General features: G+C 40.7%; 15 protein-coding genes. 7 read left to right on the top strand and 8 right to left on the bottom strand.

What is annotated here, in order from left to right; translation table 11 throughout:
• Positions 1-9 precede the first annotated feature (9 nt).
• Both hpaI and MST16_RS08820 read left to right on the top strand, forming a co-directional pair.
• Positions 10-804 (top strand): 4-hydroxy-2-oxoheptanedioate aldolase, encoded by a 795-nt coding sequence (gene hpaI / locus MST16_RS08825; protein ID WP_168379673.1) that lies wholly within the window; start codon positions 10-12, stop codon positions 802-804.
• A 329-nt stretch (positions 805-1,133) separates the two neighbouring features.
• Positions 1,134-1,352 carry a transposase gene (locus MST16_RS08820; protein ID WP_111883736.1) on the top strand — a complete coding sequence of 73 codons (219 nt, stop codon included), beginning with the start codon at positions 1,134-1,136 and terminating at the stop codon, positions 1,350-1,352.
• Between the two features lie 133 nt (positions 1,353-1,485).
• Here MST16_RS08820 and MST16_RS08815 read toward each other — a convergent pair whose 3' ends face one another.
• Both MST16_RS08815 and MST16_RS08810 read right to left on the bottom strand, forming a co-directional pair.
• Positions 1,486-2,205: a UDP-2,3-diacylglucosamine diphosphatase gene (locus MST16_RS08815; protein ID WP_180004640.1), complete on the bottom strand. Its 720-nt coding sequence runs from the start codon at positions 2,203-2,205 to the stop codon at positions 1,486-1,488.
• Between the two features lie 87 nt (positions 2,206-2,292).
• Entirely contained in the window at positions 2,293-2,802 is a 510-nt protein-coding gene (locus MST16_RS08810; RefSeq protein ID WP_078193500.1) for a peptidylprolyl isomerase, read from the bottom strand.
• A gap of 168 nt (positions 2,803-2,970) precedes the next feature.
• On the opposite strand from MST16_RS08810, the gene MST16_RS08805 reads away from it, so the two are divergent.
• Together MST16_RS08805 and MST16_RS08800 are read left to right on the top strand one after the other, a co-directional pair.
• Positions 2,971-4,698: a glutamine--tRNA ligase/YqeY domain fusion protein gene (locus MST16_RS08805; protein ID WP_180004641.1), complete on the top strand. Its 1,728-nt coding sequence runs from the start codon at positions 2,971-2,973 to the stop codon at positions 4,696-4,698.
• Positions 4,699-4,833: 135 nt separating this feature from the next.
• Positions 4,834-5,745 (top strand): bestrophin family protein, encoded by a 912-nt coding sequence (locus tag MST16_RS08800; RefSeq protein WP_180010129.1) that lies wholly within the window; start codon positions 4,834-4,836, stop codon positions 5,743-5,745.
• A gap of 9 nt (positions 5,746-5,754) precedes the next feature.
• Here the strand turns inward: MST16_RS08800 and MST16_RS08795 are convergent, their stop codons facing one another.
• Entirely contained in the window at positions 5,755-6,678 is a 924-nt protein-coding gene (locus tag MST16_RS08795; protein ID WP_180010128.1) for a LysR family transcriptional regulator, read from the bottom strand.
• A 96-nt stretch (positions 6,679-6,774) separates the two neighbouring features.
• On the opposite strand from MST16_RS08795, the gene MST16_RS08790 reads away from it, so the two are divergent.
• Together MST16_RS08790 and MST16_RS08785 are read left to right on the top strand one after the other, a co-directional pair.
• Complete coding sequence (locus MST16_RS08790) at positions 6,775-7,839, top strand: aldo/keto reductase (RefSeq protein ID WP_180010127.1); 1,065 nt, start codon at positions 6,775-6,777, stop codon at positions 7,837-7,839.
• 80 nt (positions 7,840-7,919) lie between these two features.
• Positions 7,920-8,399, top strand: coding sequence for an SRPBCC domain-containing protein (locus MST16_RS08785; protein WP_373683920.1), 480 nt, complete (start codon positions 7,920-7,922; stop codon positions 8,397-8,399).
• Positions 8,400-8,499: 100 nt separating this feature from the next.
• On the opposite strand, the gene MST16_RS08780 is transcribed toward MST16_RS08785, so the two are convergent.
• Positions 8,500-9,036 (bottom strand): lecithin retinol acyltransferase family protein, encoded by a 537-nt coding sequence (locus MST16_RS08780; RefSeq protein ID WP_078193494.1) that lies wholly within the window; start codon positions 9,034-9,036, stop codon positions 8,500-8,502.
• A gap of 135 nt (positions 9,037-9,171) precedes the next feature.
• On the opposite strand from MST16_RS08780, the gene MST16_RS08775 reads away from it, so the two are divergent.
• A complete protein-coding gene (locus MST16_RS08775) occupies positions 9,172-9,948 on the top strand; it encodes a phosphodiester glycosidase family protein (RefSeq protein WP_257223090.1) in 777 nt (258 codons plus the stop codon).
• Positions 9,949-10,004: 56 nt separating this feature from the next.
• Here the strand turns inward: MST16_RS08775 and MST16_RS08770 are convergent, their stop codons facing one another.
• The 4 genes from MST16_RS08770 to putA form a co-directional block, all read right to left on the bottom strand.
• Positions 10,005-10,253 (bottom strand): hypothetical protein, encoded by a 249-nt coding sequence (locus MST16_RS08770; RefSeq protein ID WP_180010125.1) that lies wholly within the window; start codon positions 10,251-10,253, stop codon positions 10,005-10,007.
• A gap of 262 nt (positions 10,254-10,515) precedes the next feature.
• A complete protein-coding gene (locus MST16_RS08765) occupies positions 10,516-10,740 on the bottom strand; it encodes a hypothetical protein (protein ID WP_078188679.1) in 225 nt (74 codons plus the stop codon).
• Positions 10,741-10,992: 252 nt separating this feature from the next.
• Positions 10,993-12,075, bottom strand: a complete 1,083-nt coding sequence (gene trmA, locus MST16_RS08760; protein ID WP_180010124.1) for a tRNA (uridine(54)-C5)-methyltransferase TrmA — start codon at positions 12,073-12,075, stop codon at positions 10,993-10,995.
• 229 nt (positions 12,076-12,304) lie between these two features.
• Positions 12,305-16,036: a trifunctional transcriptional regulator/proline dehydrogenase/L-glutamate gamma-semialdehyde dehydrogenase gene (gene putA, locus MST16_RS08755; RefSeq protein WP_180010123.1), complete on the bottom strand. Its 3,732-nt coding sequence runs from the start codon at positions 16,034-16,036 to the stop codon at positions 12,305-12,307.
• Positions 16,037-16,153: the final 117 nt, after the last annotated feature.

The raw sequence follows: 16,153 nt of genomic DNA, 5'->3' as shown, positions 1-16,153 counted from the left end.
ACAGCAGCGATGGATTACACCAATCATTTCAAGAAAAAATTAAAAACCGAACAGCAGATTGGTTTATGGGTCGGATTAGCCGATGCTTATGGGACTGAAATAGCTGCAAACGCAGGTTATGACTGGTTGCTAATTGATGGCGAGCATGCACCAAGTGACTTACGGACGACATTGTCGCAATTGCAAAGTATTGCAGCATATCCTTCGCAAGCCGTAGTTCGACCTCCAATTGGTAGTGTGCAACTGATTAAACAATTGTTGGATATCGGTGCGCAAACCTTGCTGATTCCTATGGTTGAAACTGTTGAACAAGCTCAACTTATGGTTAAGGCAGTACGTTATCCACCTGAAGGTATTCGTGGAGTAGGTGCAGCATTAGCACGTGCAACACGTTGGAACAGTATTCCTGACTACTATGCAACTGCACATGAAAATATCTGTTTACTGATTCAGATTGAGTCGGTTGAGGGGATTAAAAACTTAGATGAAATACTGAAAATTGATGGCATCGATGGGGTATTTATTGGTGCGGTGGATTTGTCGGCGACGATGGGTTATCAGGGGAATTCGAACCATCCTGAAGTACAAAAAACCGTGATTGATGCAATTCAGCGTATACGTAAGGCGGGTAAAGCCGCAGGTATTTTGTCGACACAACATGATGTGACTCAGAAATATATCGAGTTAGGCACAGAATTTGTTGCCGTGGGTGTCGATACCAGTGTGCTCATGAATTCGTTACGAGAGCTTTTATCGAAGTATAAAACCGATACCCAAGTAATGAAAACAGAAGGTGGTTACTAAGCGGTACAGCCTTGGTTATATTATTTACTGTGTGGGTAATTAATTTACTCGTTGGTTAAAAAAATTAATTCAATAATTTTAGCAAAAGTAGTGGCTTAGAGTATATATAAGTCCTACTTTTGCTAATCAAAGCGCAATATTGTATACTTCTGCTTAACTCGAAGCGGGTAATGTTCCTGCTTATCTTTTTTTATTTAGCTGATTGTGATTTATCTGTATTCAAGCTTCTGACTTGAATCTTATCTTTGTAACTACAGAATTATTATTCCAAACCCGATTGATTAATCTCTTTGTTCTGTCACAAAAAGCTCACATGTTGAGTAAATCTTTTGAATATTTTAAATACTTGGCAAACTGCCAAAGCCGTAAATGGCGACGAAATTAATGTAAAACTGGTGCCTTTGAAACGTCAACAAAATACCAATGCTGGTTTAATTTGGGTTGATGTTGGGCAAATGATTGAATTAGAAACAGGCGAAACCTTTAACCTGAATCTAGATGGCAAAAGCTTCTATACTGGCCCAAACCAGCTATATCGCTTAGCTTAAATGAAAAAAACAGCAGATGATCTGCTGTTTTTTTTTGCTTAATTAAAAATCTACGTTTGCATGGTTTGGATACGTACATTAATCAGATATGATGGTAAATTTTTCTAAAGGCTAACGATTAGAAAGCTATGGACTAGTAAGACCAAATTTTTAATTTTAAATCACTCACAGATGGGTTTTCATTAAACTCTAATATTTGAGCTTGTTCTGCACGCCAGTCCCCTAAAACGATACGCGGTTTGCCATGCACATCATGTATTTGGGGGCGGTGGGTATGTCCATGAATCAGTAGATCGGCTAGCTCTAAAGCCTTTTCTACAGCTTCGGCATTTACATCCATGATGTCATAGGATTTAACTTGCTTGGTTTCTGTACTTTTTTTGCGGAAGCCATTGGCGATTTTTTGTCGAAAGCTAAGCGGTAAGCTCTTTAAGAAACCTAATAGGAAAGGATTACGAATCACTTTACGAAACTTTTGGTAAGACACATCATCGGTGCAAAGTAAATCGCCATGTTCGAGACGAATTTTATAGTTGCCAATGTGGAGATAATCCACGTCTTGTAATAATTGACCGTGAAATTTATCTAAAAACTTTTGACCCAATGCAAAATCACGATTACCTACTTGGAAATAAATTTGATTTCCCAAAGCAGTGAAATCTTTTAGTGCTGTAATGATTTCGTCTAACCATGGGGCAGTGAAGTCATCACCAATCCAAGCATTAAACCAATCACCTAAAATATACAGCTGGGTATTTTGAGTTTTGTATTGTTCTAACAAAGCTAAAAACCCCCGAACGAGTCGAGGGTGTTCAGGTGACAAATGTAAATCAGCGATAAACAGATAGGTCACGAATCTTTTCCTTTGAATCTCCCTAAATCCCTCTTTAAAAAAGAGGGACTTTTCCTCCCTTTTATAAAGGGAGGTTAGGAGGGATTCTTATTCAGAAATGATTTTAGCTGATTCGATTACAACGTTCTCTAGAGGAACGTCTGCGTGGTAGCCACGGTTACCAGTACGAACGCTTTTGATTGCGTCAACAACGTCAAGACCTTCAACTACTTTACCAAATACTGCATAGCCCCAACCTTGCGCTGTTTTACCAGTGTGGTTAAGGAAAGAGTTGTTTTTCACGTTAATGAAGAATTGAGCTGAAGCAGAGTGAGGTGCTTGAGTACGTGCCATAGCGATCGTACCAACATCATTGCTTAAACCGTTGTCAGCTTCGTTTTCAATAGAATCACGAGTTGTTTTTTCTTTGAAGTTTTCATCCATGCCGCCGCCTTGGATCATGAAACCATCAATAACACGGTGGAAAATCACGCCGTCATAGAAACCATCGCGAACATACTGTAAGAAGTTTTCAGCAGTTTTAGGTGCTTTTTCAGTGTTAAGCTCAAGAACAATACGACCTTTATTGGTGTTTAATTCGACTTGAGGAAAACTCATTGTGTAATCTCCTGTACATGGACATGAAAGCCATGGGTTTTTTGGTTGTGAGAAGCATAAGCAAACTGTAAACTACAAGGCAAGTAAAAACGTTACTTTCTTTGTTAAAAATGAAGAAAAGCGTTTTAATTATCCTAATTTTATCTTTATAGAAGTGATTTTATTACCATGAAGCCAAACGATGTTGTTTCATCCCTGCCTAACAATCCGACAACCAAGAACAATGCCCCTGTCGAAGCTGCGCAGCAGGAACAACAGCCAGGCTTAGATTTTGTACGTCAGGTCATTACCGATGATTTATCAGCAGGTCGTACAGAACAAGTTGTAACACGTTTTCCACCTGAGCCAAATGGCTACCTACATATTGGTCATGTAAAAGCTATTTGTCTGAACTTTGGTATTGCTCAAGAATTCGCAGGTCTATGTAACCTCCGTTTTGACGATACAAACCCAGATGCCGAAGAGCAAGAGTATGTAGACGGTATTGCCAATGACGTGAAATGGCTAGGTTTTGAGTGGAATGGCGAGCCACGTTATGCATCGAGCTATTTTGATCAGCTTTACACTTGGGCAGTGCAATTGATTGAACAAGGTGATGCCTATGTGGATTTGCAAAGCCCTGAAGAAATCAAACTAAACCGCGGTAATTTTGTTGAGCCGGGTAAAAACTCGCCGCAACGTGATGCTAGCGTAGAAGAAAACTTAGCGCGTTTTGAACAAATGCGTAATGGTGAGTTAGGAGAAGGTCAGGCAGTACTACGTGCCAAAATTGACATGACTTCACCTAACATTCATATGCGTGATCCTATTTTGTATCGTATTTTGCATTCAGAACATCACCAAACTGGTGATAAATGGAAAATGTACCCAATGTACGATTATGCGCATCCATTATCAGATGCCATTGAAGGGGTTACGCATTCACTGTGTACACTAGAGTTTGTTGATCACCGTCCATTCTATGACTGGGTTGTAGAGAAAGTTAAATCACCATCTGTACCACGTCAGTACGAATCAAGCCGCCTAAATGTAGATTACACCATTACCTCTAAACGTAAATTACGTAAATTGGTTGAAGGTGGATTTGTGAATGGTTGGGATGACCCACGTATGCCGACCGTTGTGGGTATGCGCCGTCGCGGCTTTACCCCAGAAGGTCTGCGTGACTTCTGTAAACGTGTAGGTGTAACGAAAGTCGATGGCAGTATTGTTGATGTTGCAATGCTTGAATATTGCATCCGTCAGTCTTTAGAAAATACTGCTTCACGTGGTATGGCGGTGTTAAACCCACTGAAAGTGACTTTAACCAACTTGCCTGAAGCAATGGATTTGGTACATGCACGTCATCCAAACGTGGACATGGGTGACCGTATTATTCCGTTGACTCAAGACATTTACATCGACCGTAAAGACTTTGAAGAAGTTGCACCTAAAGGTTTTAAGCGTCTGATCCCGGGCGGTGAAGTGCGTTTACGTCATGCGTATGTGATTAAGTGCGATGAAGTGATTAAAGACGAGAACGGTGAAGTGGTTGAATTGAAATGTTCAATCGACCCTGAAACTTTAGGTAAAAACCCTGAAGGCCGTAAAGTGAAAGGTGTTGTACATTGGGTTTCTGCAAGCAAAGGTATTGCTGCGGAAGTTCGTATTTACGACCGTTTATTTACTGAGTCAGACCCTGAAGTGGGTGATGACTTCCTTGCAAACTTAAATCCTGAATCACTGAAAGTGGTTCAAGCGGTCATTGAGCCTGCATTGGCAGAAGCAAAACCTGAAGATCGTTTCCAATTTGAACGTGAAGGTTATTTTGTTGCAGATCAGTTTGATCATACAGCGGAAAAACCAGTGTTTAACCGTATTCTAGATTTGAAAGACAGCTTCAAACCAGGCAAATAAAATCTTAGCTTTTAAATGGATTCATCTTTGAATCCCCAATAGGTTAAGATCAAGTAGGTTAAGATTAAGCTCAACTTCGGTTGGGCTTTTTTCATTGTTGAAATTGTTCATTAAGGCAGTACAGAGGGGAAATAAGTGATCATTCGAAATAAAAATAATAGTTTTAAACTTTTATTTGCATGGCATGGCACGATACTCCCAAAAGTCATGCCTGCGTTGGCTGTCGTCGTGAGTTTGTCGGCGATTTTGGTGTATCTAAGCGCTGCACACTACCTGAATACGCCTGAAGTTCCAGCCATCGGATTTACCATCTTTGGGGTGATTCTGTCGATTTTTTTGAGCTTTCGAAATACTGCCTGTTATGACCGTTGGTGGGAAGGGCGCAAGCTTTGGGGCTCATTGATTGCCAATACACGCCACATGATTCGTGATAGCCATGTCCTTGAAGATGAGCAGAGAACCGTGTTGATGTACCGCATCATGCTGTTTTGCAATTTGTTACGTGATCGCTTACGCTATGAATCACAAGATATTGCACATTTTAAAGACGGCGTAGCTTTGACGGATCAGCAATGGCAGCAATGCCGAGACAATATCAATGCACCACAGTATTTACTTGAAATTATTCAAAAAGATTTAGTCAAAGCCTATAAGCAAGGTCAGATTACAGACATTATCTACAGCACGCTTACACGTCATACCGTAGCGATGGGTGATATCCATGCAGGCTGTGACCGTATTATGACCACGCCATTGCCATTTTCATATTCGGTGCTTTTACATCGCGCGGTGTATTCATTTTGTCTGATTTTGCCATTTAGCCTAGAGGCCAGTTTAGGGATTTGGACACCTGTCATTGTGGCTTTGATTGCGTATTTATTTTTAGGTTTGGATGCGTTAAGTGCAGAGCTGGAAGAGCCTTTTGGCTTGCAGGAAAATGATTTGCCGCTGGACTCGATTGTACGCAATATTGAGCGTGAAATGTTTAGCAGCCTAGAAGTTGAACTTCCGCCGCTGATTAAGACATTTAACAGTAACTTAAGATAAGTTCTTGGCCTAATTTTTAGATAAATTCGGCGATACGTACCAAGCATACTGATGCTGAAAAAAATCGTCCAAGTGTCGCATAAAAGCCTGTACTTTAGGCGGAACTAAATGTCGATGCGGAATTACCACATAGATTGCAGTACTTTGAACAGGGATATTGGGTAGAACTTGGATGAGCTGGCCAGATTGTAAATCTTCCTCCACATGCCAGATGGAGTGGTTTGAGATGCCTAAACCTGCAAGTGCTGCTTGGCGTACGCCTTCACCTGAGTTGATATGAACTTGTCCTGAAACAGGTATATTTATGTTGTGTTGATCTTGGACGAATGTCCAAAGCTGCGAAACACCCTTAGGGTATTTCTGTAAAATGCATTGGTGTATAGAGAGCTCTTCTAGGGAGTGAGGTTCGCCATGTTGTTCGATATAGCTAGGCGAGGCACACAAAATACGACGGTTTAAGCTGAGCGGTTTAGCAATCAGTGATGAGTCTTCTAGCTGTCCAATACGTATCGCAACATCTAAACCTGCGGAGACCAAATCTAAATTTTGATCGGTCTGTTCAATATCCAAAGTCAATGTTGGATGCAACTTGGCAAAGGCTGCAAATACTGGCCCCATAATACGATTTCCAAAAACTTCTGAACAGGTGATTTTTAATGTGCCACTGAGTTGTTGTGGTTCAGGCTGAAATTGGCTCAGGAGAGAATTAAATTGTTCGAATAAGGGAAAACCTTGCTGCAATAAAACAGCACCTTCCTGTGTTAAATGTAGCTGCCGTGTAGTGCGATGAAATAAGCGCAGCCCTAAACTATGTTCAAGTCTGTGTAGACGGCTACTAGCGACAGAAACAGAGAGATTGGCTTCTTTGGCAGCTTGACTGATTGAACCCAGTGCCGCCATTCGTGTGAATAAGTCGAAATCTTCAGTTAGCATTATCAATATAATCAAGAAAGTCTTTCTCGATATTCAGGGTTTTTCTGATAAATATCTGTGCCTATTCTGTGTATAAATAAAACACAGGAATTCACCATGAACTATCTCAACCTAGGGCAATCTGGCTTACAAGTTTCAGAGTTCGGCTTTGGTGCAGGTACATTTGGCGGGCAAGGCCCTATTTTCTCTGCATGGGGGCAAGCGAGCTTAAATGATGCTCAGCGCATGATTGATCTGTGTATTGATCAAGGCGTGAATTATTTCGATACCGCAGATGCTTATTCAAATGGTGCCTCTGAGCAGATGCTCGGTGCATTACTTCAATCAAAACGCCAAGAGGTGATTATTTCCAGCAAAGTGGGTATCCGATTGAATGATGGAATCAATCAAGGTGGATATTCTAGAAGCTATTTAATTCAAGCCGTGGAGGCGAGTTTAAAACGGTTAGGCACAGATTATATTGATGTGCTGCAGCTGCATCAGTTTGATAGCACGACGCCACTTGAGCAGCTGATGCGCAGTTTAGAAGACTTGGTACGTAGTGGAAAAGTTCGCTATATCGGTGCATCGAATTTTTCAGGCTGGCAGCTCATGAAAGCTCAGTCGATTGCCCAACAGCATGGCTATGAAAAGCTAAGTGTGCATCAAGTCTATTATTCTTTGATTGGACGTGACTATGAATGGGAGTTGATGCCTGCGCAGCATGATCAACAGATTGGTGCAGTGGTTTGGAGTCCGCTGGGCTGGGGGAGATTAACAGGAAAATTTGATCGTGAGCATGCGATTCCAAAGCAAAGTCGGCTGCATGAAACAGCACAATTCGCACCGCCAGTTCGACATGAAAAGTTATTTGCAGTGTTAGATGTAATGCAAGAAATTGCCATGGAAACAGGGCACTCTATCCCGCAGATTGCATTGAATTGGCTGAAAACCAGACCGACTGTGTCTAGTATTTTGATAGGCGCACGTAATGAACAGCAACTGTTGGATAACCTTGCGGCGAAAGATTGGTCGTTAAGCGTAGAGCAGTTAGCCCGATTAGACGCAGTCAGTGCAGTGTATCCACCTTATCCATACTATCCCTATTGGAATGGGCAATTTACAGAGAAAAATCCAACGCTAGTGACATCAGCATTTTTTTCAGAACATACAGGAGAATAAAGCAATAACAATTCAGTGGTAGGCAATGATCAGTTCTCTGTGCTATCACTGAATAAAATTAAAATACTGTAGGAATGCTGATGAGTGTCGTGATTGAAACCCAGATGTTAATTCGTAAGTCCATCAATATCGTATTTAATGCTTTTGTTGATCCATTAATTACACAGCATTTTTGGTTTAGTGCATCGAGTGGCTATCTAGAAGAAGGTAAAATCGTGCAATGGACTTGGCAAAAATATAATGCAGTCGCCGAGGTAGACGTGCTGAATATTAAGGAAAACCAATTAATTCAAATACAGTGGGGAGAACCAAAAACTCAGGTCGATTTTATTTTTGAGCAAATTAGCCCGATGGAAACCCATGTTCGTATCAAAAACGCACAGATTCCTCTGCAAGGTCAGGCATTGATTGATTTTATTATTGATAGTACAGGTGGTTTTACAACGGTTTTGGATGCAGCCAAAATTTATTTAGAACATGGCCTGCAAAGCAATTTGGTTGAAGATAAATTTCCACCTTTTAGCAATGTGAAGAGTGACCAAATTAAGCATTACATCTGATACGCGGTAAGCAAAATCTTGTGTATTGGCACAGGATCTCTAAGTAATGTCTGATGTATTGAAATTTGATAAAGCCACAGTTCAACGATGCTGTAGTGGATTAACGATTTTTATGTTCTTCACGCTTTAAATAGGTATAAACCGGCATCTGCATTTTGGCTTTTTCGCGCAGTTTCTTTTTAATATAGAACACCAGTGCAAAGCAAGTAGTGGTGACGGTTAGCATCATACTGCTCATAAAGCTCATCAGAGAACTGACATAACCAATCGTGGTGAGTCGGTTCATCATACGGAACACCTGAGGACTACTTTCAACACCGGTAATGGCCCAGGTGCATAAGTGTTCACAGTTATTAATAATCAGATGATAGTTGTTTTCATGCATACGTGAGCGCATGCGACGCACCACTTTACGACCTTTAAATTTTGGATTGCTATATGACTGAACGATAATTTTTTTGCCGTGGCTGAATTTTTCGATAGAAGTCATTTCAATCGGATGTTTTTTGAAAAGGTGTGCAAAACCAGAGTAGTGAATGACTCTACCGCGGCCGGCATATATGCCATGATGGCTATAACCGAAGTGTTTAACAATCAGATGTGTTCCAAGAGGAAAACCATCTTTCTGCACGTGCATGAATTTACCAGTCCTACTTTAAATCCGAATTATTTTTAAAGATTAGTCTACTTTTAATCTGTGAATTAATCGACTATTTTAGCGATGATTTAGCTAAAATTTGTTCGATTTTTAACGTGCACTATGGATAGGGTCATGCTTGGTCTTCAATCAACCTCAATGTTTAAAAAAATGCGCTTTATGATGCTGCTCGGTCTGATTTTCTCACCGACTATTTCCTATGCCAATATTCAAGCGAAACGTGTCAGTCAGCCCATTGCAGTGGATGTGGTTGAAATTTCGGATTTGAGTAAACTAGAGCTCTATTTATATGATGCAGAGCAGCAGCCATATCGAGACCTACAGCGTTTAAAGCAGTCATTAGCGCGTAAGTGTAATACGATGAACTTCGCAATGAATGCAGGGATGTATCATGCAGACTTAGCGCCTGTTGGTCTTTACGTTGAAAATGGGCTGCAGAAAAAAGCCTTGAATCGTGCAACACGAGGCTTCGGTAATTTTTTAATTCAGCCGAATGGTGTTCTGGCATGGAATGACAAGCAAGCGGTGATATTAACTACACAAAAATATGCTTCCACAGATTTTAAGGCACGTTATGCAACGCAGTCAGGTCCAATGCTGGTGGTAGATGGAAAAATCAATCCAAACTTTATCCCACAGTCAGATTCATTGAAAATCCGCAATGGCGTGGGGATCAAGAACGGCAAGTTGTATTTTGTGATCAGTCGTGAAGGCGTGTCGTTTTATGCATTTGCACAATATTTTAAGCAGCAATTATCGATTAACAATGCCTTGTATTTAGATGGATCTGTGTCTAGTGCAGATATTCAAGCATTGAATAGACATGATTCAAGTTTGAAACCTTTAGGGCCAATTGTAGCGTATACAACAGCATCTCAATGCAAACAATAAAAGCCCGAATAATCGGGTTTCATCTGTACAGTGTTTAGATTGATAGAAACTACTGTTTATTTGCCGACTAAACCTAAAAAGGTACTTTGGGTTTGGCACATTTGAATGGCTTGTTCTTTAGATTGTTTTTTAATACTTTCTTCAAACTGTTTTTTCTGTTCTTTGATTTGTTCTTCGTTTAAGCCCATTTGTTTCGACAAGGCTTCGAGTTTATCCCAGGATTCTTCGCATTCTTTGGGGATTTGGCTACAAGCACTTAGACTAAGTATACAGCAGGTAACAAGGCAATTTGTTAATTTATTCATGTGCATTCCTTTAGTTTTTATATCAATGCTGTTTAGAGGTCATCTGCCTCTAATTTAGTGCAATATTAGGTTTTATTGTCGTGTGTTTAAAAATTAGACATCACTGAGTTGCCTTGGAGCATAGCATAAAAGCTGTAAATAGCGATGTGGCCAATCCACAAAACCTGATCTGTAAATAAGCGGCATATTTTTGATTAGACTAAAAATGAAAAAGGCACTCTGTAAAACAGAATGCCTTGTTTGAACATTGAATGTTCAGACTCTACTGTAGAGGTAGATGTTGGATTTCATTTAATTCCTTACGGCTATAACCGCGCGAAGCGAGTACTTTTTTGATACCGAGGATAACATCTTCATCCGTTGCCTTTGTAAGAGCAGCAATAAGCTGTTCATTGGTTTTACAAGAGCAATCATTTTCAACACAGGCAATTTGATTCTTATGCCCGTTTTGCTGTTCTTTAGCGAACAACTTATGCCAAAAACTCATAGAGCCTTCATTTGCGACCTAACATAGGACGAAATATAACCAATCCAATAAATAAAGCAAGACTACTAAAGTGATATTTTAGCCAGTTGAATGATCATTTTTTCGATTGGACTTTTAGAATCTTTGCCTAATTGATATAAAAAGGCATCCATTGCACTGCATGTGGCGAGAAAATAAAGCTTTTTTAGCATATAAAAAAGGAGCTTTTAGAAAGCTCCTTTTATAACAACAACATGACTTGAAATAATTTGTTTAAATCTTCTCAAGAAACACACCAGACTCTACATGGTGTGTATAAGGGAATTGATCAAACAAGGCAAATTTACTGATTTTATGCGTTTGTGAAAGCAGTTTAAGATTGTCATGTAAAGTATCTGGGTTGCATGAAATATAGATAATGCGTTCAAAACGTTGCAACAGTTTTAGGGTTTCATCATCGATACCTGCACGCGGTGGATCGACAAATACCGTATCGAAGTTATAGCTTGAAATTTCAATCTCAGCTTCTTCAAGGCGGCGGAATGTACGTTCAGCATTGTAGGCTTGGGTAAACTCTTCAGCTGAAAGACGAGCCACTTGGATATTATCAATACCATTTTGCTCAATATTCCACTGCGCGGCATAGACTGAAGACTTGGCTAATTCTGTTGCCAAAACGCGATTAAAGCGTGTTGAAAGAGGCAGTGTGAAATTACCATTACCACAGTAAAGCTCAAGTAAGTCTTTATCAGAGTGATCGGCAGCCTGACATGCCCATTCCAGCATTTTTTGACATACGCCGGCATTTGGCTGAGTGAAACTACTTTCAATTTGTTTGTACTGATATTTACGGTCAAAAACTTGGAGTTCTTCAACCACATAGTCATCAGTTAAAATCACGCGCTGACCACGACTACGACCATAAATCTTGATATTGAGCTTTTCAGATAGGGCTTTGGCAGCTATTTCCCATTCAGCATTGAGCGGGCAGCGGTAAACCAATGAAACCAGCATTTCGCCTTTCAGCGTTGCCAAGAAATGAACCTCAAATAAACGGCTCGATAAGATCTCTTGTGCCTTGAGTTCATTTAATAATATTGGCATTAAGTCATTAATGCTTTTATCTGCAATCGGGAAATCTTTAATTTCTACAACTTGTTTTTCATTGTCTGCATTGCGTTCAAACATTGCATAGAACATATCATTTTCAGTATGCCAAATTCGGAATTCCGCTCGCATACGAAAGTTTTGTTCAGCAGAAGGAAAAACTTCTAAAGAGGGAGGGTTGTATTCTGAAAATTGAGCCGTAATGCGGGCAACTTTGGCATCAAGTTGTTGCTGATAAGTTGAAGTCATATGCAGTAAAAAATCGCAAACATATTAAAAAAAGTCATGTTAGCAAAATTCACCTTATAAGACTAAATTAATTCCACTTTTGGCTGTATTTATCTGTAGAGAAGATGAATCTGAATACGCTAAACAGAACTTTTATCGAGGGGAAGTTAAAAAAACGCTCAATCTTTATGGAACATTCATAAAGATTGAGCTAAGTGAGGAACTGATTAGTTGGAGTTCAATTCAGTGTTTAATTCATTGTCATTAAGCTAGCATTACCACCGGCTGCCGCTGTATTGACACTGATTGCACGCTCAATCACGAAACGTTCTACAGGGATGTCATATTGGCCTGAAGCTAAATGCGTAATGCCAATAATTGCACCTTCACGAGACGCGATGACTTGTTGAATTTTTAATAACTCACCTTTTTCACCATGATGTAAAACTGCATCAAAATTCCCATGATAAATATCCGTGATCACTTTAAATTGGTCCACGAGAATTTTCGGCATACTATTTAAGTGTTTCAACACAAAAGTATTGTCTGCAAGTACCACAGGCTGACTACCTACCGATAAAATCGCAGCAATTTGATGTAGTTGATCTGCATCATTGTTAGCCAATGAAAGCACACCCTTACGTGCCAAAATGGCATATTGGTTGTTTTCACCGGTTGGGCCTTGTAGCTCAAAACTTTGTCCAGCGGCTATGGCCTGCGGTGCTTGAATCGCAATGCCTGAAAAATGCTGCTTCGCCCAAGTGTTAAAAGCTTCATATGCAGGGAAGTGTGTAGCTTGCGTTTCTGCCTGAGCCGCATAAGGTGTAGCCAGTTTTTTCTCAGAAACTTGATGCATTAAACGGTAAAGATATAAAGGACCGCCCGCTTTTGGACCAGTACCTGATAAGCCCTCGCCGCCAAAAGGTTGTACACCAACCACAGCGCCTACAATATTACGGTTAATGTATAGGTTGCCAACTTCTGCATGACCGATAACTTTTTGAATCGTGTCATCAATACGTGTATGCAAGCCCATGGTTAAACCATAACCTTTGGCATTGATTTGCGTTAATAGGTTTTCAATCTCACCATATTTGTAGGTGATTAAATGCAATACTGGCCCAAAAACTTCGTGTTCTAAATCATTTAAATGTGGAAGTTCAATTAAAGTTGGTGCAACAAAAGTTCCCGTACTTAACGCATTGCTATCAGCATTAAACATGATTTGATGTACGGGATAGCCTTTGCTACGCATCTTCTCAATATGTTTTTCAATATTTTGTTGTGCTTCAAGGTCGATCACTGGGCCAATGTCAGTTGCTAAAAGTGCAGGATTTCCGACACGAAGTTGCTTCATCGCACCTTGTAACATGGTACGGACTACGTCCACATTATCTTCTTGCACACAGAGAATACGCAGGGCAGAACAGCGTTGACCTGCACTGTCATAGGCAGAGTTAACGACATCCAATACCACTTGTTCTGTCAATGCTGATGAGTCAACAATCATGGCATTTTGACCACCAGTTTCAGCAATCAAAACTACACTTTCGCCAAATTGGTTTAAGCGCTGTGCCACGGTTTTTTGCAAGATACGTGCGACTTCGGTTGAGCCTGTAAACATGATGCCTTGGACACGTGAGTCCGCGCTGAGTTTGGCCCCAATGGTTTCGCCACGGCCAGGGAGAAGTTGCAATACATCGAAGGGAACACCTGCTTCCCATAAAATATGTACAGCTTGAGCAGCAATCAGAGGCGTTTGTTCAGCAGGCTTGGCAATCACGGTATTACCTGCAACCAAGGCTGCAGCAATTTGACCTGTGAAAATAGCAAGCGGGAAGTTCCATGGGCTAATGCACAGCACAGTACCTAGGGGTTCAATTTGCGTATTCTCTGCTAGATCAATTATTTGAGCTGCATAATAACGTAGGAAATCTACAGCTTCACGGACTTCAGCAATAGCATTGGCATAAGTTTTACCACTTTCACGTGACAACAACACCATCAGAGATTGCAATTGTGCTTCCATCAAATCCGCCGCACGGTTTAAGCATGCTGCACGCTGATCTTTGTCTAAAGTTTTCCATGAAGCTTGGGCATTTACCGCATTATTGAGAGCGATTTCCGCTTGTTCTAAACTGGCTTCGCTGACACTACCGACCACATCACTATGGTTTGCAGGGTTTGTAATGTTGATACTTGCAGTATGAATTTCTTCTAAATTAGCGCCCATTGCACTAGCATGCCACTGGGTATGTGCATGCTGTACTGCCGTGGTATTGAGCTGAGATAAGTCGCGATCATTGGCTAAATCGAGTCCTTTTGAGTTGCGACGTTCTGAGCCATACAAATCTTGCGGAAATGGGATGGATGGATGCTTAGCGCCAGTCACACCTTCTTTTTCAGCAGCCGCTAATATCGTCTGTCTTGGATTTTCAATTAAATCTTCAATTTTTAAATTTTTATCTGCAATACGGTTGACGAAAGAGGTATTCGCACCATTTTCCAGTAAACGTCGAACTAAATAGGCCAATAAGGTTTCATGGTTACCCACCGGTGCATAAATACGACATGGCACACCCAGTTTGTTGTCAGATTTCGAACCCACCACTTGTTCATAGAGGGGTTCACCCATGCCGTGAAGGCACTGAAATTCATACTGGCCTGGATAGTAAAGCTCTGGCTGTGCTAATTGGTAGATCGTAGCAACAGTTTGCGCATTGTGTGTTGCAAACTGAGGATAAATTTGCTCAGGTGCAGCCAAGAGTTTTTTAGCACATGCAATATAAGATAGGTCGGTATGAACTTTGCGCGTAAATACAGGATAGTCACTCATACCCTCAATTTGCGCTTTCTTAATTTCGCTGTCCCAGTATGCACCTTTCACCAAGCGAATCATTAAACGTTTTTGGCTACGCTTAGCGAGGTCAATAATATGGTCGACCACATAGAAACAGCGTTTTTGGTAGGCTTGAATCACAAATCCAATACCTTTCCAATCCGCTAATTTAGGCTCAAAACACAGGCGCTCAAGTAGTTCCAATGAAATTTCAAGGCGGTCAGTTTCTTCAGCATCAATGTTTAGACCAATATTGTAATGCTTGGCTAATACTGCAAGTTCAAGCACTTTGCCATAAAGCTCGTTATGTACACGATCGATCTGCGAGCGTTGGTAGCGTGGGTGTAGGGCAGATAATTTGATCGAAATACCTGCACCGTTATAAACATCTTTACCTTCAGAGGCTTGACCAATCGCGTGGATCGCATCGGTATAGTCTTGATAATAACGTTCTGCATCAGGTTCAGTTAATGCTGCTTCACCTAACATGTCATATGAATAGCGGAAGCCTTTGTCTTCTAATACTTCTGCATGTTTAAGCGCTTCATTGATGGTTTCACCTGTAACAAACTGTTCACCCATCATACGCATAGCCACGTCTACAGCTTTACGGATAATGCCACGTCCACTGCGTGCTAAAATACCGGTGAGTAGGCTAGACAGACTTTTTTGTTGAGGGGTTTCCATCAGTTTGCCCGTCAGCATTAATCCCCAAGCAGCAGCATTTACGAACATGAGGCTACTTTGGCCAACATGATCTTTCCAGTTACCTTGGTTGATTTTATCTTTGATCAGTAAATCACGTGTTGCTTTGTCTGGAATACGGAGTAGCGCTTCAGCTAAACACATGAGCGCGATGCCTTCCTGAGAAGACAATGAAAACTCTTGTAGCAAGCCTTGTACAATGCCTGCTTTACCTGTACCGCTTTTACGTTCACGTAATGAATGGGCTAAGTCAAAAGCCAATTGTTGAATTTGATCGCTGATCGGGGAAGGGATTTCACTGTGTGCTAATAAGTTTTCAATGCACTCAGTTTCAGCACGACGCCATGCTGTATTAATCGATTGTTCAAAGCTATTCTTGTCTTTAAATTCAATGATGTAGTCATCGCTTCCCGTGACTTCAAATACTTTTCCATTCATGTTTCAATTTTCCGTGTCAAAGTTCTATGACGAGCAAATAAATCTTGAGCTTGATCCTTTATTTAATTTATCATCACAGAATATTTAGCGAATAACTCACTATAGTTTTAATAATAT

The organism is Acinetobacter sp. YH16040_T, assembly GCF_024605785.1.
GTDB lineage: Bacteria > Pseudomonadota > Gammaproteobacteria > Pseudomonadales > Moraxellaceae > Acinetobacter > Acinetobacter amyesii.
Note: the sequence above shows the minus strand (reverse complement) of the source record. Positions and strands in the feature narration are given on the sequence as shown.